We start from the raw sequence: 24,161 nt of genomic DNA on the forward strand, positions 1-24,161 counted from the left end.
ATTGAGTTTCTCCCGCTTCGCGGCTTTTGGCCACAACGCTTCCTGAATTCGAGTGAAACGCTCTCTACCATAACGTTACCACAAGTACTTGGATCTCAAGATAAATCTGTCGGAATTACGACAATCCTCCGTAAACGATCGGCCCCACCCTATATTTTGGGTGGAGGGGTGGGAGGTGGGAATCCTCGGGAGGCTTTTCTCTATCAGAAAATCATACTTTTTGCAAGTAAAAAGTGGAATTCCTGTCGGAACACTTGCATTTTATTGTTGTAAGTCCTAACCACTCGCCACTTGAAACGTGTGTTTTTGATCCTTCTTAACTTGTGGTAACGTAAGAGGCGCGTTGAAGAAACTTAGCCGATCACTAAATTGACTAACTTTCCCGGAACGTAGATTTCCTTACGGATCGTTTTCCCTTCCAAAATTCCCTTGATTTTATCCAGATTCTTAGCCATAGAAATCGCATCCGCCCCCGAAACTTCCTTCGGAGCTTTGAACTCGTCTCGTAACTTTCCGTTGATTTGAACCACGATTAAAATTTCCGATTCGATCAGATGTTGAGGATCGGCTTCCGGAAATTTTGTATAGGAAAGGGATTCGTTTCTGCCGGAACGTTTCCAGAGTTCTTCCGCGAGGTGCGGGGCAAACGGAGCCAAAAGAAGAATGAAGGATTCCAAAACTTCCCTCGGTCTTCTATCCGAAGGAGTGAACTCGTTCACAAAGATCATCAGCTGCGAGATAGCCGTGTTGAAAGAAAAGTTCGGAATGTCTTCGCCGACTTTCTGAATCGTCTTATGAAGAATTTTCAATTCTTCGGGAGTAGGCGGGATCTCGTCCAAACGAAAGGATTCTCCTTCTCCGCCGTGAAAAAGTCTCCAAATCCTATTCAAAAAACGGAATACACCTTCCACACCTCTCGTACTCCAAGGTTTTACCATTTCCAGAGGGCCCATAAACATCTCGAAAAGTCTGAGACTGTCCGCTCCGTATTCTTGGATGACGTCGTCGGGGTTGACCACGTTTCCGAGGGATTTGGACATCTTACGTTTGTCTTCTCCGAGGATCAAACCTTGATGAATCAGTTTGGCGAACGGTTCCCGAGTGGAAACGACTCCGATATCGTATAAAAATTTATGCCAAAATCTTGAATAGAGAAGGTGAAGCACCGCGTGTTCGGAACCGCCTACGTAAAGATCGACGGGCATCCATTTTTTTTCCAACTCGGGATCGCAAAAGAGTTTTCCGTTTTTAGGATCGATATAACGCAGATAATACCAGCACGAACCGGCCCACTGAGGCATCGTGTTCGTTTCTCTCGTTCCGATTTCTCCCGTCTCCGGATCTTTGTATCGTAACCATTCTTTTGCGAGAGCGAGAGGGGATTCTCCCGTGCCAGAAGGTTTAAACTCTTCTAAATTAGGAAGTTCTAATGGAAGTTCGGATTCGGGAATCGGCTTTGTGACTCCGGACGGATAATGAACCAACGGAATCGGTTCCCCCCAATATCTTTGTCTTGCAAAGAGCCAGTCCCTGAGTTTGAACTGAATTTTTTTCTTTCCGATCTTTTTGGATTCCGCCCAAACGATGATCTTGGAAGAAGCGGAAGTATAATCCAATCCATCGATAGAAATTTCGGAAGAGGAAGAATGAATGCAGATCGACGTTTTAGAATCGAAGGCCGCATCCGCGATATCACCTTCGATGACGGGAAGAATTTTTAATCCGAATGTTTTTGCAAACTCAAAGTCTCTTTGATCGTGAGCGGGAACGGCCATGATGGCTCCGGTTCCGTATCCGTATAACACGTAATCGCTGATCCAAACCGGAATTTCCTGAGAAGGATTTGCCGGATTGAGAACGAAAGCGCCGGTAAAAACGCCGGTTTTTTCCTTGGTCAATTCCATCCGATCCAAATCACTTTTCAAAGAAGAAGCTTTTTGATATTCTTCCACCTTTTGTTTTTGTTCGGGAGTTGTGATTTCGGAAACGATCGGATGTTCCGGAGCTACGACCATATAAGTCACTCCGAAAATCGTATCGGGCCTTGTTGTAAAAATTCGGATTCCGTCTAAGCCGCTGTCCAAGGTTTTTTTAAACGGAAATGTAATCTCCAGACCTTCGCTTTTGCCGATCCAATTTTTTTGCATCTCTAAAGTAGAAGGGGGCCATTGAACGAGTTTGAGATCTTCCAAAAGGCGATCCGCGTAAGCGGTGATTCTCATCATGTATTGACGCATCGGTTTACGAACGACCTCGTAACCCTTGCCGACCCATTCTTCCACTTCTTCGTTGGCAAGAACGGTTCCGAGCGCCTCGCACCAGTTCACCGGAATTTCGGCCTGATATACCAGTCTGAAATCGGAAAGAATTTTTTCTTTATCGGCCACGGAGAATTGTTTCCATTCATCCGCGCTGAATTGCCCGTAATCCAGGCCTGCGGAGCCTTTTACGGAGAATCTTTGGGTGAGTGCGTCTATGGATACGGCCTTTTTCAAGTCCGGATCGAACCAAGATTGATAGAGTCGGATAAAGATCCACTGAGTGAATTTATAATAATCAGGGTCGGTTGTAGATAACTCGCGGGACCAGTCGTAAGACAGACCGATCATCTGAATTTGACGGCGAAAATTATCGATATTGTTTTTTGTGGTGATAGCCGGATGAACTCCGGTCTGCATTGCGTAACGTTCTGCGGGAAGTCCGAACGCATCCCAACCCATGGGATGCAGGACTTCGAAACCTTTCATTCTTTTGAATCGGGAAAGAATGTCGGTTGCCGTATATCCTTCGGGGTGACCTACGTGAAGTCCGGCTCCGGAAGGATAAGGAAACATATCCAAGCAGTAGAATTTCGGTTTAGAAGACCGGATGTTTGTTTGAAAGCTTTTGTTTTCTTCCCAGAATTTTTGCCAAAAAGATTCTACTTCCTGAAACGGATATTGCATTTCGATCCTTACTTTCTTACTGAGTCGATTACCTTGATCAATCTTTGAAATGTTTTACTCAAACAAGATTTGCAAAGATCATATTGGTAAAGTTGCGCGACTTTTGATCTGCATCCGGTGCAAGTCAATATTTGGACTCCTTTCGGTTTTGTTTCTTTTTCTTCGAGTAATTGCATTTTGCTCCCAGATATATCCATATTGATTTGTTTTATTTACAGACTGTCAATAAATCCGGAAAGAAACTGGACCCAACAACATCCCTTCCCGGCGAATCGGAGATTACGTTATAAAAACCAGGTTGTTTAGAGTCAAAAAAAATTAACGGACCTTGATCGGAAATAAGTGGAATTTTTTTTAAAAAAAATCCGATCTTTTGTTTTATGTGGAATGCTTTTTTAAAAGCGGGTTTCCAATCTATGATAGTCGATCGATTGGAAATTTATTTCTTTTTTCAATCCGATAAGGAAAGGTGTTTGGTTTGTTACAAGTAAAAAATATCAATAAGTCTTATTTGGTTTCCGGAAAAAAACTCGAAGTATTAAAAGACGTTTCCTTTCGGATTGAAGAAGGAGAATTCATCGCGATCATCGGACCTTCGGGTTCCGGAAAGTCCACATTGCTTGCAATTTCGGCGGGTTTGGATCGTCCCGACGACGGAGAAGTCGTTTTAGACGGCGTTCCTCTTCTCCAAAAGGACGAGGACGAACTGGCAAAGCTGAGGGGAGAGAAGATAGGATTCATCTTTCAAAATTTTCAGTTGATAAAATCTCTCAATGCGTTGGAAAACGTATCGTTACCTCTCGTGTTGAATTCGAAGTTGAATTCCACTCAAATCCGGGATCGGGCTTTGACTTGGTTGGAAAAGGTTTCCATGAAGGAAAGGGCTTCCAACTTTCCGGGACAACTTTCAGGAGGAGAAGAACAAAGGATCGCAATTGCAAGATCCTTCATACACAATCCTAAGATTCTTTTTGCGGACGAACCTACCGCGAACTTGGATAAGAAAAACGGCGAGATGGTGATGAACCTTCTCGCGGAGTTGAATCAAAAAACTTCCTCGACGTTAATCGTAGTCACTCACGATCGTTCCGTGGCGGAACTCGCCGATCGTATATTAGAAATGAGTGATGGACGTATCGTCAAAGAAATTCACGGAAAGAAAAATCGCTCCTTAAAAAATTCCGAAATTTCTCCCGCAAATAAAAAGCCCGTTTTCCAACGTCCGGCCGCAAAGAAAAAGGTTTCTCGGAAAAAAAGATGAAATTCAAATTATTGATTCAATCCATCTCGCGCGAATTTAAGTCCAGAAAGAGTTCCGCGTTGCAGATCGTATTGGCGATTGCGATCGGAACCGGTTCCGTTACGGCGATTCACTCCTACAGGGAAGAATTGAGCCGTTCCATTTTAAAGGAAGCGCGTAATTTAATGGGCTCCGATTTGCTCGTTCAGTCCTCTTCTCCGTTGACTCGGGAACAAAAGGAATTTATGTCTCAAAGCCTGCCAAAGGGCTCGACAACCTCCGAACTCGTGCAGTTTGCGTCGATGCTCCGAAATCGGGAAAACGACGAAACTTCCCTGTCCTTGATCAAAACGATGTCCGGGAGTTTTCCATATTACGGGGAAATTATAACCGAACCGGCGGGTGCGTATCGGTTGCTCAAAGAAGGGGAAATTCTACTCGAAGAGAGTTTAATCAAGAACTTAAAACTGAAGATCGGATCCTCCGTTTCGCTTGGAGAAAGGGAATTTATTTTAAAAGGAAAAGTTCTGAAAGAACCGGGAATTGCCGGAAGTTTTCTGTCCATGGCCCCCACTTCGATCATATCGGGATCTTCTCTTGCAGGAACGGGACTGGAACAAAGAGGTTCTAGAATCAGTTATTTGGTTCCGATCAAACTCAAGGATTCTTCCGTCGCAGGGAAGTATAAGGAAACGAACTTTAAGGAGTATATTCAAAAAGACTTAACTCTTTACGATTCGACGGAAACGAATTCCGGCTCCAGAAAGTTTTTGACAAACACGTTGGATTTTTTCAGTCTCCTCGGTTTGTCCGCGTTTTTCTTAGGAGGAATTTCCATTTTACTCGTAAGCAGAGCGGGAATTCGGGAAAAGTCGGGAGCGCTCGCGGTCTTAAAATGTTTGGGAGCGAGTCCTAGAACCGTAAGTATGATCGTCTTGGGAGAATTGTTTTTCTTTTCTTTGATCGGTTCGATTTTAGGCGTCTTATTCGGAAACGTATTGTTGAAATGGATTCCCGATTTTGCGGGAGAAGAAATACTGAACTTTCAACCCACCCTAGGATTTTCATCCCTACTCTGGGGGCTTTTGATCGGAATCTTAATTCCTTTTTTCTCTTCCATAGAATCGTTGATCGAAATTCGAACTCTAAAACCGATCCTCGCCCTCAAACAGGAATTTCAGGAGGAAACGAATCGAGTTCCTAAATTCAGAATCACTCAGGTTATGGGTTATTCGATCCTGTTTCTTTTGTTTTTTATGTTGGCCTGGTGGGAAACCGAAAGTCCTCTGAAAGGTTTGATCCTTTGCAGCGTCTTACTCGTTCTACCATTGATCGTATTTTTAGTATATTCCGGAATTAGAATATTGATTTCCGGATACAGGGATCAAGGCGACTTTTCTCCGTTCGTAAGGTTTATCATCGGAAAATTCGACAGACCCGGAACCTCTCTTTCGCTTTCCGTCATCGGGCTGACAAGTTCCCTGTTTATTCTTCTTTTGTCTCTGATCGTAAGCGAAAGTCTTTTGGAATACAGCGGAGCCAAGGACAAGGAAAGAAGACCGAATCTTTTCGTGATGGATATTCGAGCCGAACAAAAAGAACACTTCGAAGAAGTTGTGAAGGAATTCGGCGCGGAGAAGGTGATCGTTGCGCCCGTGATCGGCGCGAGATTGTCCAAGATCAACGGGGAAACGGTTAAAAAGGACGAAACCGAAACCTCCGCCTTCAAAAGAGATTGGAGATCCACCGCGAGAACCCGGGAATATTTTCTTTCGTATCGAAACGATCCGTATCCTACGGAAAAAATCGTAGACGGAGATTTTTGGAGAAAAGGGGAAGAGGATCAAATTTCGGTGGAAAAGGAATTCTCCACGTATTTGAAAGTGAACTTGGGGGACAGTTTGACGTTTCTTATCGGCGGGGTGGAAGTGACCGGCGTCATTCGAAACTTCAGAACCGTAAACTGGGCGGACATGAGGCCGAACTTTGTCGTCTTGTTTTCGAAAGGAATTTTGGAAAAGGCGCCGAGTTATTATCTGAGTTCCTTAAGGATCGAGTCCGAGGAAAAAAGATACGACCTTCAGAAAAATCTGATCTCGAAATATCCGAATTTAACGATCATCGATACGGACAAGGCCGTACGCGCCTTCGTTGGAATTTTGGAAAAAATTTCCTTTACGATTCGATTGATGACCTGGTTGATCTTAGGAGCCTCTTTGTTGCTCGTTTTGACTGCCTTGAACTCGAACCGCAAAGAAAGAATCGAAGAGACTACGTTGTTGCGTATCATCGGCGGAACATCCGGTTTTTTGAGAAAGGTGTTTTTGTGGGAAGGAATTCTTCTGGGGACGTTTTCGTTTTTGTTGGCCTTGTTTTTAGCTTGGGCGGCGAGCGTATTGATCGGTCGACAGATTTTAGAGATACAATCCTCGCATCCGTTTTTTGAATATGTTCTTGTCTATGTGTTTACGATTTTTGCGACGACTTCGGTTTATTATTTGAACCTAAGGGGAGAATGGAAAAATCCTCCCGTTAGTTTTATGAAGGCGCTTTGAAGTTTTGCGGTCGTTTTACGATTTCGGAAAGCGGCCAAAGGAATATGTGCGTCCTTTACTCTATAAGATTATTAAGAGTTCGTCCCAAAACGTAAGCGGATTTTTATCGGTTCGAAGCGAAAAGTTCCGGAGTGGAAACGTTCAGTTTAGCGGAGCAAACCTTGTAGTTGGAGGCGGTCGGACAAGAAGCGGTTCCGCCTACCTTACAACCTTTGTCCTGACATTTTTTTCTGTTATCAAAAGTATCGGAGCCGATATATCTGCAATAGTCTCTGCAAAGGTCCGTGGATCCGGAAGTACAAATATAACAACCGTCTGCGGAAAGGTCTTCAATCAGGAATAAAGAAATTAGAATCGTAAAAATAAAAAACAGACCTTGAAACTTTTTCATACTTTAACCTCTCGTTTTCTAATCCTAAAAGTTCGGACCTTGTTGTAAAGGTTAAAAACGGTCTTAGTTCAACATAGGATCTTTGGTATGTTCGATGAAATACTTGTAAATTCCGCCCTTACTTTTGAGAGCTTCCTGCCAGGTCGTTTCGGGATCTTGATTTAAGACAAAATCTTTTGTGGCTTCGTGAATCACCCAAGACTTACGGTTCATCTCGGTTTCCAACTGACCCGCGCCCCAACCGGAATATCCTTGATATACGTGAAACTTGGAGGCGGATTCCAATAATTCCAGAAGGGTATCGAAACTTCTCGCGAGATACAGGCCCGGGATAATTTCGACCCCAGGTTGGGAAATTTTATCGTCTTCGTGTAATACGGATATAAACGTAGGATCGACCGGACCTCCGGAATAAATCGGAAGATTTCGGCTAACGTGATTCGGGATACCTTGGATGACTTCTCCGATGAAAGTTTCCTGTCTTTTATTCAACACCAAACCGAAGGCGCCTTGACTGTCGTGTTCCACAAGCAAGATAACCGTTTGGTTGAAATAATCCATGACGATCGAAGAGTTGGAGATTAGAATTTTTCCGTTATAAGTGTCTTCCATGTTTTAACCAATTTTAGACCGGATTACTTTTTAGAAGTTCCGTGAATTTCAGAAAGAATTTGATAAGCGATTTCCAAAGTGGAAACGTCGGAGTTTCTATGTACGATCGGAACCGTTTCTTTTTTTATACAACGGATAAAATGTTCGTGCTCTTGTTTGAGCGGATTGTCTTTGTGAACGAAAATCTTTTCCACGATCGATTCCTGACGATACTTAATCTCTTCGGATAAAAGAAGAATATCGGAAGTGGCCTGCCTATGCAGTTCGATTTCCTGATCCGTAAAATCGAGCATGATGTACACGTCTTTTTGAGTGATATTCAAGGTTCTAATTTTTGCCTGAGTCGCCCTGGACGCGGTGATACTTGCAAGACAGCCGTTTTCGAATTCGAGCAAAACGCTTGCCACGTCCTCGTGATCGGATAAAACTTTCGTTCCGGACGCTGAAAGTTTTTTAACGGGAGAGTTGACCAGATTCAACACGATATCGATATCGTGAATCATCATGTCGAGAACGACTCCTACGTCTTTGATTCTAGGATTAAAAGGCGCGAGCCTTCTCGATTCGATGAGTAAAGGGTCTTTTACAATTTTACCTAATTCTAATACTGCCCCGTTGAATCTTTCCACATGACCCACGAGAAGAATCAGATTTTTGTCCGCCGCGATTTTTACGAGTTCCTTGGCTTGGTCGGTCGTTTCCGCGATCGGTTTTTCGACTAATACGTGTTTGTTGGCTTCCAGCGCTTTTTTTGCGATTTCATGATGTAAAAAAGTAGGAACGGCGATGACGATCGCGTCCGTTTTCGAAATCAACTCGTCGATCGTCGCAAATGCCGATGTTTTGTGTTTTTCCGCGATTTGTTTGGCTCTTTCGATATCCGAGTCGTAGATTCCTACGAGGACCGCATCGTTTAGGGTTTTCGCCACGTTTACGTGATACTGACCCATGTGTCCGGTTCCGATCACACCGAGTTTTATTCTTTCCGTCATTGCATTTCCTTTTCATTACGCATCTTGAATGCGTTATTCGGGTTCCTGTCCCGGTTCTTTATAAAAGAGGATCCTAAACTTTTGCGGTCCTACAATTTTTCGGTCAATAGAAGTAAACGAATGGATTTTAGAATTCGCTTCCACCGATCCTTTTTAATTTTTAAAGCAAAGAATGAAGTCTTTTTACTTTGTAAAGATTTTTCCCTTGGAGCCGGGAATGTTTTCCCCGGATTCTCTGGCGAATTCCTCTATCAACTCTCTTTGTTTTCTCGTGATCTTTTTCGGAATTTCGATCTTTACCACAACGTGCTGATCTCCTTTTCCGTAGGCTCCGAGATAAGGCATTCCATGACCTTTCAATCGGAATACTTGTCCGGATTCAGTTCCTTCCGGAATTTTCATCTTTGCTTTTTTACCGTCGATCGTTGGGACTTCGATTTCCGCTCCGAGAATCGCTTGAGCTAAAGTAATCTTTCGAATGAGAATCAGGTCGTTTCCTTGACGCTCGAAAAGTTCGTGCCTCTTTATATGTGTCACCACATAAAGATCGCCGTGAGGTCCGCCGTTCGGTCCGGCTTCTCCTTCTCCCGATACTTTGAGTCTGGAGCCGGTTTCTACTCCCGGAGGAATTTTAATGTTGATCGTTCTGCGTTTTTCTTGAAGACCTTGTCCCCCGCAAGATTTGCAAGGATTGGAAATCGTCGTTCCTTTTCCCCTACAAGTGGGACAAGTTGTGGCAACGGAAAAGAATCCTTGAGTTCTTCGGATCTGACCTGAGCCGCCACAATCCGGACAAGTGACCGGTGAACTTCCTTTGCTCGCTCCGGAGCCGTTACAATCTCCGCAAGATTCCAAACGAGGAATTTCGATTTTGTATTCTCTGCCGAGTGCGGCGTCTTCCAAGGAAACTTCCAAGTTATAACGTAAGTCGGATCCTCTTTGAGGACCGGACCTTCTTCCGCCACCACCCCTGCCTCCGCCGCCGAAGAAATCACCGAAGATATCTCCGAAGTCTCCGAAAATGTCGGAAAAGTCAGTGTAAGCGCCTTGGCCGAATCCACCGGCTCCGGTTGCTCCGACACCCGCCTTACCGAACTGATCGTAAGCCTGACGTTTTTTCGCGTCCCGTAAAACCTCGTAGGCTTCGGTGGCTTCTTTAAATTTTTCCTCGGATTCCTTATCACCCTTGTTTTTATCCGGATGATATTTGATCGCTAACTTACGATATGCGGATTTGATTTCCTCGTCGTTGGCGCTCTTGGAAACTCCAAGAATATCATAATAACTTCTTTCACTCATTATTTTATTCCAAAGTTGTGTTGAACGTTCCGCTCTTTTTTTTCGACTTTGTTTTCAACACTTTAGATGATGCCGCGTAGAAAAGTTTTTTAAACTTTCGCACGCGGCTAATCTTCAAAGTTTTATCGATTTTTCAAAACTTAAATTTCTTATATTCAAAAAACCTAAATATAGAAACATCGAATATGCTTTCGGGTTTTATGGACTCGACTTGGATCGCTCCATAAACTCTTACTTTTTCTCATCGTCCACTACGGTATAATCCGCGTCGACGACCTTTTCCCCATTGTTCGCGGAATTGCCCTGGTCGTTCGGTCCTGGACCATCTGCGGTTCCTGCGGGCTGTTCCGCGCCCGGTGCGCCTTGTGAATAAATCTTAGTCGCGATATCGGAAGCAATTTTAGAAATCGAAGCTTTTGCGGATTCTATTCTAGCCTTATCGTTACTTTCGATCGCTTCCCGTGCGCGTTTGATTTCGTCCGTCGCAAGTTGTTTTTCGCTCGCTCCGATCTTGTCCCCCGCGTCGTTCACGGTTTTTTCGAGAGAATAGGCGATCGTGTCCAACTCGTTCTTTGCTTCGATCACTTCTCTTTGAGCCTTGTCCGCGGCCGCGTGCGCTTCCGCGTCTTTGACCATCTTTTGAATTTCGTCTTCGGACAATCCGGAAGAGGATTCGATTCTGATCTTTTGTTCCTTACCCGTTCCGAGATCTTTTGCGGAAACGTGTACGATTCCGTTCGCGTCGATATCGAACGTGACTTCGATTTGAGGAACTCCTCTCGGCGCGGGTGGAATTCCGATCAGATCAAAACGTCCCAGCGTTCTGTTTGCGGAAGCCATTTCTCTTTCCCCTTGAAGAACGTGAATCGAAACGGCCGATTGATTGTCCGCCGCCGTAGAGAACACCTGGGATTTCTTGGTGGGAATCGTGGTGTTTCTTTCGATCAGTTTTGTCATCACTCCGCCTAAGGTCTCGATACCGAGTGAAAGAGGAGTCACGTCCAGAAGAAGTACGTCCGAAACTTCTCCCGCTAAAACCCCGCCTTGAATCGCGGCTCCAACCGCAACGACTTCGTCCGGGTTTACGGATTTGTTCGGTTCTTTTCCGAAGATCTGTTTTACGAGTTCTTGAACCGCAGGAATTCGAATCGAACCTCCGACTAAGATTACTTCGTCGATATCGGAAGCTTTTAGACCCGCGTCGCGAAGCGCATTCTCGCATGGAATTTTCGTACGATCCACTAGAGACTTTGTAAGTTGGTCGAACTTGGCTCTGGAAAGAGTCATATCCAAATGTTTCGGACCCGAAGCGTCCGCGGTGATAAACGGAAGATTGATCTGAGTGGACATCGTTCCGGAAAGTTCGATCTTCGCTTTTTCAGCGGCTTCTTTCAATCTCTGAACGGTATTCTTGTCCGCGGAAATATCGATTCCCGTTTGATTCTTAAATTCGGAGATCATCCATTCCATGATCGCCATGTCGAAGTCGTCCCCGCCGAGGTGCGTATCCCCGTTTGTGGACTTCACTTCGAAAACCCCGTCCGCGAGTTCGAGGATGGAAATGTCGAACGTTCCTCCTCCTAAGTCGTAAACCGCGATTTTGGAATTGATATGTTTCTTATCAAAACCGTAAGCGAGCGCAGCGGCGGTCGGTTCGTTGATGATCCTTTCCACGTCGAGACCGGCGATTCTTCCCGCGTCCTTAGTCGCTTGACGTTGTTCGTCGTTGAAGTAAGCGGGAACGGTAATCACCGCCTTGGTTACTTTTTGACCGAGATAGTCTTCCGCGGTTTGTTTCATTTTCATGAGGACGCGGGCGGAAATTTCCTGAGGAGTGAATTCTCCCGCGGAAGTTTCAAACTTAACTCCCTCGTTTCCGGAACGAACGACTTTGTAGGAAACGTGTTTCAGTTCGGATTCGCATTCGCTGAGTCTGCGTCCGATAAATCGTTTTGCGGAACGAATCGTATTGACCGCGTTGGTGATCGCCTGGTTCTTTGCGAACTGACCTACCAGATTTTCTCCTTTTGCGGTAAACGCTACGATAGAAGGAGTGGTTCTCGCTCCTTCGGAGTTTTGAATGACGACCGGGTCTCCACCTTCCATAACGGATACGACCGAGTTAGTAGTGCCTAAGTCGATTCCTATAATTTTTTCTTTGGACATTGTTTTTCTCCTTTATACTTCCTTGAGATTCTAATTATGACTTCGGTTTACCGATGCGAACCCTTGCGGGCCGAAGCGTAAACTTGTCTTCGTTTTCCTTGTAGTAATAACCGGGCTGATACACGTCTATCACCGTCTCTTCCGCGTATTGATCCCCTTCCTCGGAAGAAAGAGCTTCCATCGACATCGGATCGAAGGATTCTCCTTTCGGATCAAACCTAACTACATTCGATTTTTCTAATACGGAATAAAATTCCTTGAGAATCATCGTGACACCTTCCACGAAGGGTTTTAGTTCTTCGGAATTCGTCTGCGTAGCCCCGACTCTTTCCAAGTTGTCGATCGGATTTAGGAAACCGCTGACGAGCGATTTAACGGCTTCCTTCCGAATCGAAACGAACTCCTGCGCGGAACGGCGTTTAAAGTTTTGAAATTCGGCCCTTTCTCTGGCCCAGGAATCCTTAAGGGACTCCGCTTCTTTTTTTGCGGTTTCCAGTTCGGCTTGAAGCGAACGTTCCGGCTGGGCGGTTTCAGGTTCTTGTATCGGTTCCGTTGTCTGTGTTGATTCTTCAGAATTCATACTTTCTAATTTACTTTCCTCTAATGTTTCTGATCGAGAATTTTCCTCGTTGGCCTTTACTTCTTCCGAAGTTTTATTTTCCGAATTCGACATTTGGGCCATACATTTCTCTCCCTTATTTACTAATGCGTGTCACCATTTCGGAGACGAGTTTCGACGTGAAGTCGACGAGCGGCAAGGCTCTGTTATAATCCATTCTCTGCGGGCCTATGATTCCCAAGGCTCCGATCTTTTTCTCTCCCATCTTATAATTGCAAGTTATGATGGAAACGCCGGACATACTTCGATCCCCGTCCTTTCCGATAATCGTATATACCCCGTCCTGATCGATGTATTCGGAGAAGAATTCCTTCAAAAATCCCTGGTCGTCCATGAGAGAAAGCACTTGAGAAAGTTGTTGTTCTTCGTCCCTGAAATTCGCGTAGAGATTTTTAAATCCGTCGATATACAACGTAACCTCTGAATTGTCCGGAGTCATCGCGGAGGAAATCAGATTTGCGATTCTCGCGAAATCCTCGGGTCCGTCCCTTCGAACCGCAAGTTTCGGAATCACAACATTCTGAATTTCGTATATATCGTAACCTTTCAGATTGTCGTTCAGATATTTAGAGATCTGATACAGGGCTTCCTGAGAATAATTCCGATCCACAAAAATATTTCTGTGTAAAACGGTTCCGGATCTCATCACGAGAATCATCAGAATCTCGTCTCCGCGAACGTGGATCAGTTCCAGATGTTTCAGAGTGTCCAAATTCTTTGCCGGACCGATCACGATTCCCGCCGCGTTGGACAGGGAAGAAAGCACCGAAGCGGTGGCCTTCAAAATCTGATCGAGCTTGAATTGCATCTTCAGATATTCTTGTTGGATCCGTTGTTTTTCTTTGAGAGTCAGCTCGTATAGAATTACGAGTGAATCCACGTAAAAACGATATCCCCTTTCCGTCGGAATTCTTCCGCCAGAAGTGTGTTTGGATGCGAGATAACCGTAGTCTTCCAAATCCTTCAACACGGTTCGAATCGAAGCGGGGGAAAGGCCGATGTCGTGTTTATCAAAGAGAGTTTTCGAACCTACGGGTCGATTCTCCTGAATAAACTCGTCTACAAGGGCTTTTAGAATTCTCCGATGGCGTTCTGTGAGATCCATTTGATTTCTGGCACTCTGAATGTTAGAGTGCTAATTGATACAATTAGTTTCTGAATTCCCTTGAAAAATGTCAAGGAAGAAAGCAATTCAGGTTCATTTAAGAGGTAAAAATCGGATTTTTTTGGCATCGAAGAGGGGAGAGTGCCGGAAAAAGGTGTAAAAGGCGACATAATGTATGTGAAGACGGACTCGATCGTAGAACAACGGGTTTTTTGTAGGAACTACTACAAACCAAACTCAATAACCTCCATATCCAAAAGATAAGAGGTCATATGTTATCTCAGCAACATTCAAAAAATACAATTTTAAACAAGGTAGTTTCTTCATTCAAAAATAATTTGAATGAAGAAACTGAAGTTATTTAGAGACTACAAGTCGAAGTTGCAGATAGGTACTTATCACCGGTCGTCTGATTAACGACGACTGTCGTAATAGAACTTAAACCACAGTTAATTCGTTTATAAAGGGAAGGCCTCATGAGAAAGACTTCCGATTTCAAATCGTTGAATTGCCAGTTTAAAAACTGATACATTTCGTCATACGTCGCAGTTTTTGGAAACGAAATTGTGGCAATCGAAGAGTTACAAATCGTTCCCAATGTCGGAATTGGATTCGTGAAACAAGTGGAATTTATACCGAATGTTGTATCTCGAAAATCCAATTGATCTTGCACTGGATGCGAATAAAAGATCGGCGTTTGGAATGCTAACGGCCCTTCACAAGAATAAAGCGCCGAAGGATAAAATTGATTCGAATATTTATTAAAATAAATCTCTCCCATTTTACAATTCATACTTCCAAAATTGTTCACTGCATTGGTTTCCAGAGTTGAAATCAAACTGTTAATTCCTGAATTGAATTCAGACCAAGCGACAATCCAATCCGGACTCGAACGAAGACTTCCACTCATCATACCTCGGCAAGAAAAACGACCGTTCATCCGAAATGACGCAGTCGTACACTTTGCCATGTATCCGGTGGAAGTCGTTCTAAAAATCGATTGAATGACAGCTGGATCATTGGTAGACAAATTTTCTAAATTTGGCGCTACGGTCACTGGGTTAGTGAGCGTACTTACATTCGAAACTAAAGAGTCCAAATAAGACTGATACGAAGTATTGAGAGACGTATCCTGAGACATTTGAGCAACCAAAGAATCAAATGCTTGAATATTAGAATCACGTAATGCCCGTATCAGATCTCTCAAAGTATCTTTTTTATAGGTATACAGATAATGAAAAAAATTACCCGCATATCGATAGAATTTAAAATCCCCATAATGAGCAGTTACAATCTGCGAAACGTTCATCCTAGAAGGACCGTCATATTGGATTTGAGAGACCAAGGTTTTACGCGGTCTAATTTCTTTTTGAGTGCCACCGGCTAAAAATTCAGCGATTCCTTCGTCGAACCAAGTCAATCTTTCATTTGCATAGGATGGAGTCTGGCCCCACATGCCGGGAATTATAAATCTCCCTACAAGATAATGAACGTATTCATGACGTAACAATTCTTCAAGGGTGTAAATGCTTTCCGAAGCAGTACGCTGATAGGTATAAAACGATTTATCTTTTTCTATATAAATTCCGCCGTTGTTTGTATCAAGATCGAATAGAAAAGGATGATAAACTCGATAATCTCGTAAAGATCCATATACGTACATTGAAATAGTATCCGTTGGATCTCCGGACACAGGGGCGAGAATTTCTACCAAGCGAAAAAATTGGGATTCAACTTGTTTGAGAGCGTGATAGAGAAGTTGAATCGATCCGAGCGATAGAGGTGTGTAGACAACTTGAATACCGTCATCAAAAGGATAAGCATTCGGAAAAGCCACAGCCCTGACGGAATTTTTGGTTGTACTCAAACAAATCTGTCCAATGCTTAAATTCACACAATCTGAATTTTGAGTCACTCCTTTGACCGCCCAAAGATATGGTTCCGAAAGATATGGATATATGTTTAGAACATCAGTCAAAGCCAATGTAATCTTCGGTCGCCAAACAGGAAGATAAAGATAGATATTATTTAAACTGTAGATCGCGGTACTGATGATCCAAATTTGGGAATCCGTGTTGAAACTCGTATTCAGAGCAAGCCCTGATAGTCTCTCAATTAATAAAGCGTCAATACTCGCTAGAAATTGAGGGGAATTAGGGTGAGTCTCACGAGTTATTAAACTGAAAACAGCAAACAAAGCATTGTTCTGCCAAAAACTATTAGTCAATCTCTGCTGATCGCTTAAAGCGATTTCAAGAAACGCGACAATACTAGAATAAACCGCATCTCCAATTTCCGCGTTATTCGCCGTTACAAAAAAGGAATATAAAATTTCTCCGGCTTCCTCGGTTCCATCTAAGAAATTGCCGCTATTTCCAAAAGTCTGCAACGGATTGATCAAAGCTTGTGAGATTTGATTTCGATCAAATGGAAGGGACGGATAGTAGAATTTTAAATAGAATCCGGCCCAAAATATTCTGTACAATTGCAAAAACTTTAAATCATTCGTACCATCGTAAGAAGGAACAAGATCGCTAAATTGTTTCACTACCTCAAGCATATTCGCTTGAGAATAAATCGAATTTGAATACTGATCATAGGTCCAGACAAAATTATCTATACAATCGAGATCGTGTGTCCTCAAGAATGTAGCAAACTGATCCGGTTGTAAATTAGCAACGAAACTTCCGGTACATTCTGAAAGGATTATGCTTTGTACGGCTTTTTTTGAAAAATCATCGGGTTTGGAAAATTCAACCGCCGGAATGAGAATTCTTTTTTTTGAATCCATTCTTGTGTCAAAGTCTTGCTTATTTTCACTTTCTACTTCAGCAGATCTAAGGCCGATCGGTTCGTTTAACGAAGCAACGCTTCTCGTCACCGATTTCATTGTAGGTTGTGTAGTTGTTCCCAACAAAGTAGCCCAAAAACTACGATCATTCTTTGAACCGCCATTTTGTTTACCACATCCTAATAACGAAATGAGAATCATGCTAAAGGTCAGCAACATCTTACATCTTATACTTTTTATCACTTTTATATTTTCCCCTAATTTCCTTTAAAACATTCGTGATTAAAATATTTTCAAAATTTTTAGAAAAAAATTATTTCATAGTTTTCGTAAAAGAAAGATGATTAGGTATATGATAAAACGGTAAGGTCCGTATTCTATTTAAGATAGAGTAGTATACTTTATGAATGTAATGGTGGAGATTTGAAAAAGAAAATTTAGAATAATCTTTTTGATTTGCTGAAAAGACATACTTCCTTTTCGGGTAAAACGAAGTAGCCATATTTCGTGAAATCATTATTTGGGCTGTTGAAAAATTAATTCTCCATCCGTTTCATTGAAATGGACGATTGAAGCGGTTTTGTTAAACTCCACTATGGAATTTTTCAAAAACTCTATTATTTTTCTAAAGCGAAGTCTTAGTAAGTACCACTTTACTTATAATAACGCCTTCATAAGTAAATACTCCCATTTCGCTTAACGTTGTAATCTGAGAAAGATAAACGATATTCAAACGATTCATTAAAAAAGTTGAAGACACTTTAAAAAACGTCTTTCTCATCGTGAAATCCTTGGAAAAGTTCAATATTGAGTTCTAAAGAGTGTGAGTTCCCACTTTTTCTGATTTAGAAAAATTATTTCCGAAAAGGGAGATCTTCCATTTCAGAAGGTTTCGCGAGGGACCAATAGAACGTTTTTCGGCCTAGATATAGATCCAAAGATCGGTTTTTAGCGGTTCCTTTAGAAAAATAAGGGAACAGAATTTGGAATCATCGAAAACAAGACTTTCCGAAATCCGCACATCGGACGATCTATAAGTATAGGATGAATTCCCGAAAAACCAGACTCACGATTCTGTTCTCTTTCCTCTGTATTCTTTTCTGCGTTCTCGTCGGAAGAGTTGTCTTTCTTACTTTCCTAAACGAAAGAGAAGTCGTTTTAAAAACCGGAGATAGAATCATGCGCGGCGCGATCTACGATCGAAGAGGAATCGAACTCGCGATGACCGTAGATTCCGCGACGATCGGAATTTATCCCGCAAACATCTACGACCCGAATTTTACCGCGGTCCAATTGGCGCCTTATCTCGAAATGTCTTCCGATAAAATCGAATCCATGATTCGGGAAAAAAGTCGTTACTTTTTGCTCAAACGGGAAATCGACGAATCTCTCGGAAACAAGATCATGGATCTTTCTCTTCCGGGCGTGAGAAGAGAAAGAGAATACAAGCGCGTTTATCCGCACGGAAATCTCGCGTCCAGTCTCGTCGGTTTTACGGGAATGGACGACGACCGTGCGATTTCCGGTCTGGAACTTCAATACAATCAGGACTTAATGACTCCGACCGAATCTGATTCTTCGAGAGGAAGTAATCTCCATCTGACGATAGACGGTTTGATTCAGTATAAACTGGAAAAGGCTCTGGGTAAACGATTCGAGGAAACCGGATCGAAAAAGGCCATCGGGATTTTGATGGATATCAACACCGGAAAGATCCTGGCTTCCGCTTCCTTTCCCACGTTCGATCCCAATCAATACAACGAATCGGGAGAGGATTCTCATACAAACTGGGCGATCCGTCACGTCTACGAGCCCGGTTCCACGATGAAAATTTTTCTGGCTTCCGTTCTATTTAATGAAAACCTAATACGTCCGGACGAGAAGTTTCATTGTCCCGGTTACGTGGAACTCGGTAAGACAAAAATCAAATGTACGGAAGCTCACGGACATCTGAATCTCGAAGAGATTCTTCAGTATTCCTGCAACGTGGGAATCATCAAAGCCGCTCAGAAAATTCCGGAAACATTACTTTATGATTATATGAAAAAGTTTCAGTTCGGAGAAAAGACCGGATTTTTGCCGAACGAGTCGGTGGGTTATTTTCCTCCTTTGAAAAAATGGACTCCTGCAACTTCCATGTTCATGGCGATCGGACAGGGGATTTCCGTTACTCCGATTCAGTTGGTGGCTTCCGCCGCTTCCGTCGTTAACGGCGGGAGAATGTTAACTCCTCGTGCGGTTTCACACTTCAGCGATTCTTACGGAGAAATTCTTCACGAGTTCAAAACGCAGGAATCTCCGATCGGAATCCGCGAATACACTACGGAAAGAATTCTCAAAGCGATGACAAGAGTGGTTCAATCCGGAACGGGAAAAAACGCATATATCCAGGAATATTCGATCGCGGGTAAAACGGGAACCGGACAAAAAGCCGTCTCCGGAAAAGGTTACGTGGAAGGTTTGTGGTCCGCTTCCTTTTTGGGATTTTTTCCCGCAGAACGACCTAAGATCGTCGGTCTGATTCTTTTCGACGAACCCAAGGGTGGAACCCATTCGGGCGGAGGATTGGCCGCGCCCGTTTTCAAAGACGTTGTGGAAAATATCATTCCGATTATCGAACAAGGGGAAAGAACCTTGAACGTTTCGCTCAAACGTTTTCAAAGAAAAAATACAAGAGCGACTAACGCGGGAGAAATCCCGGATATAGTCGGAAAGAGCAAACGCGAAGCTCTGGAAATTCTGAGGCCTTTGGGAATTCCGGTTAAGTTTCATGGAAGCGGGTTTTGTTACGAACAGGAGCCGACTCCGGGAAAAAAAATCGGAAACGAAAGACTAAATCTGTATTTTAAATGAATAGTATATTCTAAAATTATGATATATTTGATCCCGGATCGATCGGTTCTTGAAAAAAATTTAAAAAGTCTGTCCGTATCCGTTCCTTCGATCGGCGAAAAAATCCTAAAGTCGAGTCCGGATTTTTCCTCGTCTCCTTCTTCGATGGAAATCAAAATTTCCAAAATCGGACATCCCGTTATCGTCGCCGACGGAATCGCTCTACATAGTTTGGTGGACCCGATCACGGAATCCAAACGGCTTCTCGAAGGTTTAAAAAAAGAGGACGAGGAAAGGGTATTTCTTTTTTTCGGAGCGGGAGTCGGATACGTAGTTCAGGAAAGTTTAAAATTTAAGAACGTAACGGCGGTTTGGATGGAAGCCGAGCCGACCGTCCTACGTTATGCGCTTTCTCTTTTTGATTACTCCGAGTTTTTAGAATCCGGAAGACTTAGAATTTTATTGTCTCCGATTTTGGAACAGGATCTTTATTCCGCCTTTCGCGGGATTTCCGGTTTTCCGATCAGTTTTATTCCGCATCGAGGAAGTAATCGTTGGAAAAAGGATTCTTACGAGGAACTGCGTTTTATCTCGGAGGGATTTTTTCATAAGAAGGACGTAAACATTTCCACTCTGACTCGTTTTGAAAGAATCTGGACTCGAAATTTTATTTCCAATCTTCCCGAACTTTCACGGATGCAACCGATCGGTTCCTTGTTCGGAATTTGCAAGGGAAAAGCGGACATACTCGTTTGCGGCGCGGGACCTTCTTTGGTTCTTTCTTTGGAGGACATTCGAACTTACAGAGAGAATTTGATTCTCATCGCGGTCGATACCGCACTTATGGTTCTTTGGAACGCGGGGATCGATCCGGATTTGGTTTTTTCCGTAGACCCCCAGGCTCTCAATACCAAATACTTGGAAGGTTATAACGGCAACGCCAGGATCGTTTTTGATCCCACTTCTTCGTATCATTCTCTGCGGCTTCCAGGAGAATTTAAAAAAGGCTTTTTTACTTCTTCTCCGTTTCCTCTGATTAGGATTCTTTCTTCCGAGCCGGGAAAAGAGATCGGAACCTTGGACTTCGGAGGTTCGGTTTCGACTAACGCGGTCAGTCTCGCGGAAAAGATGGAAGCTAAAAACGTTCTTCTTGTCGGTCAGGATCTTTCCTTTCCGAATAAATTGGCGCATTGTAAGGGCGCGGTTTTGGAAGAAAGACTCAATCATATCGAATCCAGAAAACTCAGAAGAGAATATCATAATCATAAACAGATGACCGCCCTTCCGGTGAAACGCGCCCGTTCGATCCGAGGCGGAGAAATTAGAACCAACGAAAAACTTCTCATCTTCAAAAAATGGTTCGAAGAACATCCTAAAAAATGTTCTTGGTTCAATCTCGGAAAAGACGGAGTTGTCTTGGAGGGAATTCCGAATATCGACATTTCAAAATATATGCAGGAAAATGAATGTGATTTTGAGTTCGTTCGATCAAAGCGGGAAGAAATCGTTCAAGCGGCGCAAGAAGTCGTCGGTAACACCGAGAAGTCCGATCCTCGGAAAAAAATTCTCTCCGAACTGATGGTTTTGTTCGAACAATTAAAAAGATTTTCCGAGAAGGTTACGAGAGGAAGAATTCTTTCGGATCTTTTGTATTCTCACGTAAAAGAGGAGGATCGTTTTAAGGATCGGATTTTGAAAAACTTAAAAGAGATGGACCGTATCGACGAAGAGGTTTCTTCCCGTAAGGGTCTCACGGAAATTTTAGGAATGAGCATTCAAAGAACCGTTTTGATGATAACGGAAGGTTATGAAGGCGGACTGAGTTTGGAAGAGAAGAAAAACGAAAGGTTGGGAGTCGCTAAAAAAAGTCTTCTTTTGTATCAAGGTTTGGAAGAGGCTTGTAAACTCCATTCTAAGTTGATTTTGAAATCGATCGAACGGATGAAGCGCGAATAACGTATTTTTGAGACGGCATTTGGAATCTCGGAGTGACTGGATTCGAACCAGCGACCCCTTCCCCCCCAGAGAAGTGCGCTACCACTGCGCTACACCCCGATTCCTTTGATAACAGTAAGAATTTCCGAAAAGGCTCTTCTGTAAACTTAAAAAATAAGAAGGTTTTTAAAGAGAGAAAAAGGTCTTAGCAAAGAAAATCGGGACAAACAAACCAGATGATTTGACCGTCGTGAAATTTTTCGCGAGGCACGTTAACTGCAAGGGCCGAGCCCGGAGAAAAAAGAAAACTCTTTCCGACTCCGCTGATTCCTAAAAGTTTTTCGGCAAAGATGGAAACGTCCGGGCTATGTCCCACCAAAAGAATCGTATCCGAGTTGGAATATTCTCGAATCATCGGACATACCCGAGACATGTCCTGTCCCGCTTCCAAATGATTCAACGACTCGGTTTCCTGTTCGGGATGAAGAATGTCGGTATAAATTTTTGCTGTGTTTTTAGTTCTTTCGTACGGACTATGATAGATCTTTGTGACCTTAAAACCGATCTTAAAAAAGTTCGCCATCTTTCGTACGTCAGTTTCCCCTTTAGAAGTGAGAAGCCTTGAACGATCGGTTCCATCCTGGGAAGTCGTTTCCGCTTCCCCGTGTCTAGCAATAATAATCTTCATGTTTTCTAGAAATTGACAGGGAATGATTCCTGAAAATCATTGAGCCTTCTCTAGTTGGAACTTTCGTTTATCGGAAAGGTCCAATAAATTTATGTTTTTCAAGTTTGTCACAAAATCGAATTCTTTCATAAAAGTTTCGCGTCACGTATCCCTTATAAAGAACGTGGATTCTACTTCGGGGAAAAGGCTCTGATTCCAAGGAAAAGTGTATGTCTGAATTTGCAATTGAAATCGATTCCATTCGAAAAAAATACAAGGAACAATTCGCCCTCAAAGGCGTTTCCTTTCGGGTTCGCCAAGGTTCCGTTTTCGGTCTTCTCGGTCCGAACGGCGCGGGAAAAACGAGTTTGGTTCGAATCCTCATGGGGTTCTCCAAACAAACCGAAGGTGACTTTCGTTTATTCGGACTTTCGTTCTCTTCTCATTTGCGGCAAAAAATCGGTTATCTTCCCGAAAAAATTTCCATCCCCGGATTTTTAACGGGAGAGGAATTTTTAGCCTTCAGCGGAAAGTTGGCCGGAATAAAAAGTTCTTCCATCCGCGAAAAATCAAAGATCCTCTTGGAAAAGACCGGCATCGCGGATGCGTCCTCTAAAAAAGTTTCCGGTTATTCGAAAGGGATGTTACAAAGACTCGGGCTTGCATCGGCTTTGATCGGCGATCCGGAACTTTTGATCTTGGATGAACCCGGTTCCGGTTTGGATCCGAAAGGTTATATCGATTTCCGAGAAACTCTCGTGGAAGAAAATAAAACTAAGGGTACAACAGTATTATTAAATTCTCATAGACTTTTGGAAGTGGAGAAGGTCTGTCACGAAATCGGAATTCTCAACTTGGGAACACTCGCGGCGATCGGACCTTTGGAATCCTTGAAGGAAGGAAAAAATCGGATTCACGTCAAAGTGGAATCGTTGACTTCCGAGTTGGATTCCTACGTCCGTAAAATTTCTTCCGAACTAAAAATCACGGAGAATCGGATCGAATTTCTTCCCGCAAACGGAATCGATCCGAGAAAAATTCCCGCGGAACTCGTAAATCTAGGAGCGAATATCTTAATGTACGAAAGAACCACGGAGTCCCTCGAAGAGGTTTTTTTAAGAGTCACGGGAGGAAACAATGAATAATCTTTCCTGGATTCAAGATCAGATTCCGAAAGTTTTTTCGATCGCATTCCTGACCCTGAGGGAAACGCTTCGAAAAAGAATCGTATATTTCATTTTTATAATATCCGCTCTTTTTTTATTTCTGAATTTCACCTGTCAGATTCAGATCGGCGGACAGGATCAATCCGGAAATCCTGATTTTCAAATTTACGTAGTTTTTCTTTTTTTCGCTTTTTGGAACACCGTTCTGGCCTTGTTCCTTCCCGTTTCGCTTTTGGGGGACGAGTTGGAAAATAAAACCTATATTTCGATTCTTTCAAGGCCCGTTTCTCCTTTGGCTTATATCGGCGGAAAATCCCTGGGAGTTCTTTTACTCGTTTTTGCAAACGGAGTTTTTCTGATCGGAACGTATCTCGTTAAACAGTGGATCGGGGGAGGAAACTTTTCCTGGGATCTTTTGAAAGCCTGTCTTACGATGTTTTTCGTTTTTTACTTTCTGATCCTTTTCGGTTTCGTGGCGGTTCTCGGTTTCGGTAAAAATGCCGCGTTTTTCGGAGGACTTGCACTTCTTGTTTTTTCCACTTTCTTGGATCTGTTCATCTACGAGTCCGCCGCGGCGAGTATGGTTCAAACCTCGGATTTAAAAAAAAGGATCTTGGAAGCGGTTTATTGGATTTTGCCTCAGGAAGGAACGGTATTCTTTTTTTCGAGTTCTCTTCTTGCAAAGAGTCTTTCGCAGGTTCATTACTACGGAGAATATTCCCTCATTCAAATCGGGGTCTGGACCGTTCTCTGTTTCGGATTGGTGAAAGTTGTTCTGGACAGGAAAGAACTCTAAACGTAAAGTGCCGTTGACAAATCTTTAAAGAGTCATAATTCTATCTCGTA

At 43.2% G+C, this 24,161-nt stretch carries 15 protein-coding genes, 1 tRNA gene and 1 pseudogene; 6 read left to right on the forward strand and 11 right to left on the reverse strand.

Features of this window, described 5'->3' with window-relative positions; translation table 11 throughout:
- Positions 1–353: 353 nt before the first annotated feature.
- Positions 354–2,945: a leucine--tRNA ligase gene (gene leuS / locus LEP1GSC194_RS18210; protein ID WP_020774950.1), complete on the reverse strand. Its 2,592-nt coding sequence runs from the start codon at positions 2,943–2,945 to the stop codon at positions 354–356.
- A 478-nt stretch (positions 2,946–3,423) separates the two neighbouring features.
- Here leuS and LEP1GSC194_RS18215 point away from each other — a divergent pair, with 478 nt between their 5' ends.
- A complete protein-coding gene (locus LEP1GSC194_RS18215) occupies positions 3,424–4,206 on the forward strand; it encodes an ABC transporter ATP-binding protein (protein ID WP_020774955.1) in 783 nt (260 codons plus the stop codon).
- Positions 4,203–6,740 carry an ABC transporter permease gene (locus LEP1GSC194_RS18220; protein WP_020774962.1) on the forward strand — a complete coding sequence of 846 codons (2,538 nt, stop codon included), beginning with the start codon at positions 4,203–4,205 and terminating at the stop codon, positions 6,738–6,740. Before LEP1GSC194_RS18215 ends, LEP1GSC194_RS18220 begins: the two co-directional genes overlap by 4 nt.
- A 103-nt stretch (positions 6,741–6,843) precedes the next feature.
- On the opposite strand, the gene LEP1GSC194_RS18225 is transcribed toward LEP1GSC194_RS18220, so the two are convergent.
- The 8 genes from LEP1GSC194_RS18225 to colA all read right to left on the reverse strand — a co-directional run bounded on the left by LEP1GSC194_RS18225 (position 6,844) and on the right by colA (position 16,958).
- The gene (locus LEP1GSC194_RS18225) at positions 6,844–7,131 is read right to left on the reverse strand and encodes a hypothetical protein (RefSeq protein ID WP_017808230.1); all 288 of its coding nucleotides are present in this window, start codon (positions 7,129–7,131) and stop codon (positions 6,844–6,846) included.
- A gap of 63 nt (positions 7,132–7,194) precedes the next feature.
- Positions 7,195–7,743: a YqgE/AlgH family protein gene (locus LEP1GSC194_RS18230; RefSeq protein WP_020774993.1), complete on the reverse strand. Its 549-nt coding sequence runs from the start codon at positions 7,741–7,743 to the stop codon at positions 7,195–7,197.
- Positions 7,744–7,766: 23 nt separating this feature from the next.
- A complete protein-coding gene (locus LEP1GSC194_RS18235; protein ID WP_020774976.1) occupies positions 7,767–8,735 on the reverse strand; it encodes a Gfo/Idh/MocA family protein in 969 nt (322 codons plus the stop codon).
- A gap of 183 nt (positions 8,736–8,918) precedes the next feature.
- Positions 8,919–10,034 carry a molecular chaperone DnaJ gene (dnaJ, locus tag LEP1GSC194_RS18240; RefSeq protein WP_020774985.1) on the reverse strand — a complete coding sequence of 372 codons (1,116 nt, stop codon included), beginning with the start codon at positions 10,032–10,034 and terminating at the stop codon, positions 8,919–8,921.
- Between the two features lie 231 nt (positions 10,035–10,265).
- The gene (gene dnaK / locus LEP1GSC194_RS18245; protein WP_020774967.1) at positions 10,266–12,200 is read right to left on the reverse strand and encodes a molecular chaperone DnaK; all 1,935 of its coding nucleotides are present in this window, start codon (positions 12,198–12,200) and stop codon (positions 10,266–10,268) included.
- A 34-nt stretch (positions 12,201–12,234) separates the two neighbouring features.
- On the reverse strand, positions 12,235–12,882 hold the full coding sequence (gene grpE, locus LEP1GSC194_RS18250) for a nucleotide exchange factor GrpE (protein ID WP_020774984.1): 648 nt from the start codon (positions 12,880–12,882) through the stop codon (positions 12,235–12,237).
- 13 nt (positions 12,883–12,895) lie between these two features.
- The gene (hrcA, locus tag LEP1GSC194_RS18255) at positions 12,896–13,924 is read right to left on the reverse strand and encodes a heat-inducible transcriptional repressor HrcA (RefSeq protein WP_020774970.1); all 1,029 of its coding nucleotides are present in this window, start codon (positions 13,922–13,924) and stop codon (positions 12,896–12,898) included.
- Positions 13,925–14,285: 361 nt separating this feature from the next.
- A complete protein-coding gene (gene colA, locus LEP1GSC194_RS18260) occupies positions 14,286–16,958 on the reverse strand; it encodes a collagenase ColA (RefSeq protein ID WP_020774959.1) in 2,673 nt (890 codons plus the stop codon).
- A gap of 801 nt (positions 16,959–17,759) precedes the next feature.
- Here colA and LEP1GSC194_RS18270 point away from each other — a divergent pair.
- The gene (locus tag LEP1GSC194_RS18270; protein ID WP_020774977.1) at positions 17,760–19,568 is read left to right on the forward strand and encodes a penicillin-binding protein; all 1,809 of its coding nucleotides are present in this window, start codon (positions 17,760–17,762) and stop codon (positions 19,566–19,568) included.
- A gap of 138 nt (positions 19,569–19,706) precedes the next feature.
- Positions 19,707–21,503, forward strand: a pseudogene (locus LEP1GSC194_RS18275) (motility associated factor glycosyltransferase family protein); the annotation flags it as partial.
- 27 nt (positions 21,504–21,530) lie between these two features.
- Here the strand turns inward: LEP1GSC194_RS18275 and LEP1GSC194_RS18280 are convergent.
- Both LEP1GSC194_RS18280 and sixA read right to left on the reverse strand, forming a co-directional pair.
- Positions 21,531–21,602, reverse strand: a tRNA-Pro gene (locus LEP1GSC194_RS18280).
- Between the two features lie 85 nt (positions 21,603–21,687).
- Positions 21,688–22,170, reverse strand: a complete 483-nt coding sequence (gene sixA / locus LEP1GSC194_RS18285; protein ID WP_020774990.1) for a phosphohistidine phosphatase SixA — start codon at positions 22,168–22,170, stop codon at positions 21,688–21,690.
- Positions 22,171–22,379: 209 nt separating this feature from the next.
- Here sixA and LEP1GSC194_RS18290 point away from each other — a divergent pair, with 209 nt between their 5' ends.
- Positions 22,380–23,294, forward strand: coding sequence for an ABC transporter ATP-binding protein (locus LEP1GSC194_RS18290; RefSeq protein WP_020774979.1), 915 nt, complete (start codon positions 22,380–22,382; stop codon positions 23,292–23,294).
- Positions 23,287–24,111 carry an ABC transporter permease gene (locus tag LEP1GSC194_RS18295; protein ID WP_020774989.1) on the forward strand — a complete coding sequence of 275 codons (825 nt, stop codon included), beginning with the start codon at positions 23,287–23,289 and terminating at the stop codon, positions 24,109–24,111. Before LEP1GSC194_RS18290 ends, LEP1GSC194_RS18295 begins: the two co-directional genes overlap by 8 nt.
- Positions 24,112–24,161: the final 50 nt, after the last annotated feature.

It is taken from the genome of Leptospira alstonii serovar Sichuan str. 79601 (genome assembly GCF_000347175.1).
Taxonomy (GTDB): Bacteria; Spirochaetota; Leptospiria; order Leptospirales; family Leptospiraceae; genus Leptospira; species Leptospira alstonii.

Bases quoted from the DNA above. Each gene is read 5' to 3' on its own strand.
- leuS (WP_020774950.1), bottom strand. From the start codon at position 2,945: ATGCAATATCCGTTTCAGGAAGTAGAATCTTTTTGGCAAAAATTCTGG.
- LEP1GSC194_RS18220 (WP_020774962.1), top strand. From the start codon at position 4,203: ATGAAATTCAAATTATTGATTCAATCCATCTCGCGCGAATTTAAGTCC.
- LEP1GSC194_RS18225 (WP_017808230.1), bottom strand. From the start codon at position 7,131: ATGAAAAAGTTTCAAGGTCTGTTTTTTATTTTTACGATTCTAATTTCT.
- LEP1GSC194_RS18230 (WP_020774993.1), bottom strand. From the start codon at position 7,743: ATGGAAGACACTTATAACGGAAAAATTCTAATCTCCAACTCTTCGATC.
- LEP1GSC194_RS18235 (WP_020774976.1), bottom strand. From the start codon at position 8,735: ATGACGGAAAGAATAAAACTCGGTGTGATCGGAACCGGACACATGGGT.
- dnaJ (WP_020774985.1), bottom strand. From the start codon at position 10,034: ATGAGTGAAAGAAGTTATTATGATATTCTTGGAGTTTCCAAGAGCGCC.
- dnaK (WP_020774967.1), bottom strand. From the start codon at position 12,200: ATGTCCAAAGAAAAAATTATAGGAATCGACTTAGGCACTACTAACTCG.
- grpE (WP_020774984.1), bottom strand. From the start codon at position 12,882: ATGGCCCAAATGTCGAATTCGGAAAATAAAACTTCGGAAGAAGTAAAG.
- hrcA (WP_020774970.1), bottom strand. From the start codon at position 13,924: ATGGATCTCACAGAACGCCATCGGAGAATTCTAAAAGCCCTTGTAGAC.
- LEP1GSC194_RS18270 (WP_020774977.1), top strand. From the start codon at position 17,760: ATGAATTCCCGAAAAACCAGACTCACGATTCTGTTCTCTTTCCTCTGT.
- sixA (WP_020774990.1), bottom strand. From the start codon at position 22,170: ATGAAGATTATTATTGCTAGACACGGGGAAGCGGAAACGACTTCCCAG.
- LEP1GSC194_RS18290 (WP_020774979.1), top strand. From the start codon at position 22,380: ATGTCTGAATTTGCAATTGAAATCGATTCCATTCGAAAAAAATACAAG.
- LEP1GSC194_RS18295 (WP_020774989.1), top strand. From the start codon at position 23,287: ATGAATAATCTTTCCTGGATTCAAGATCAGATTCCGAAAGTTTTTTCG.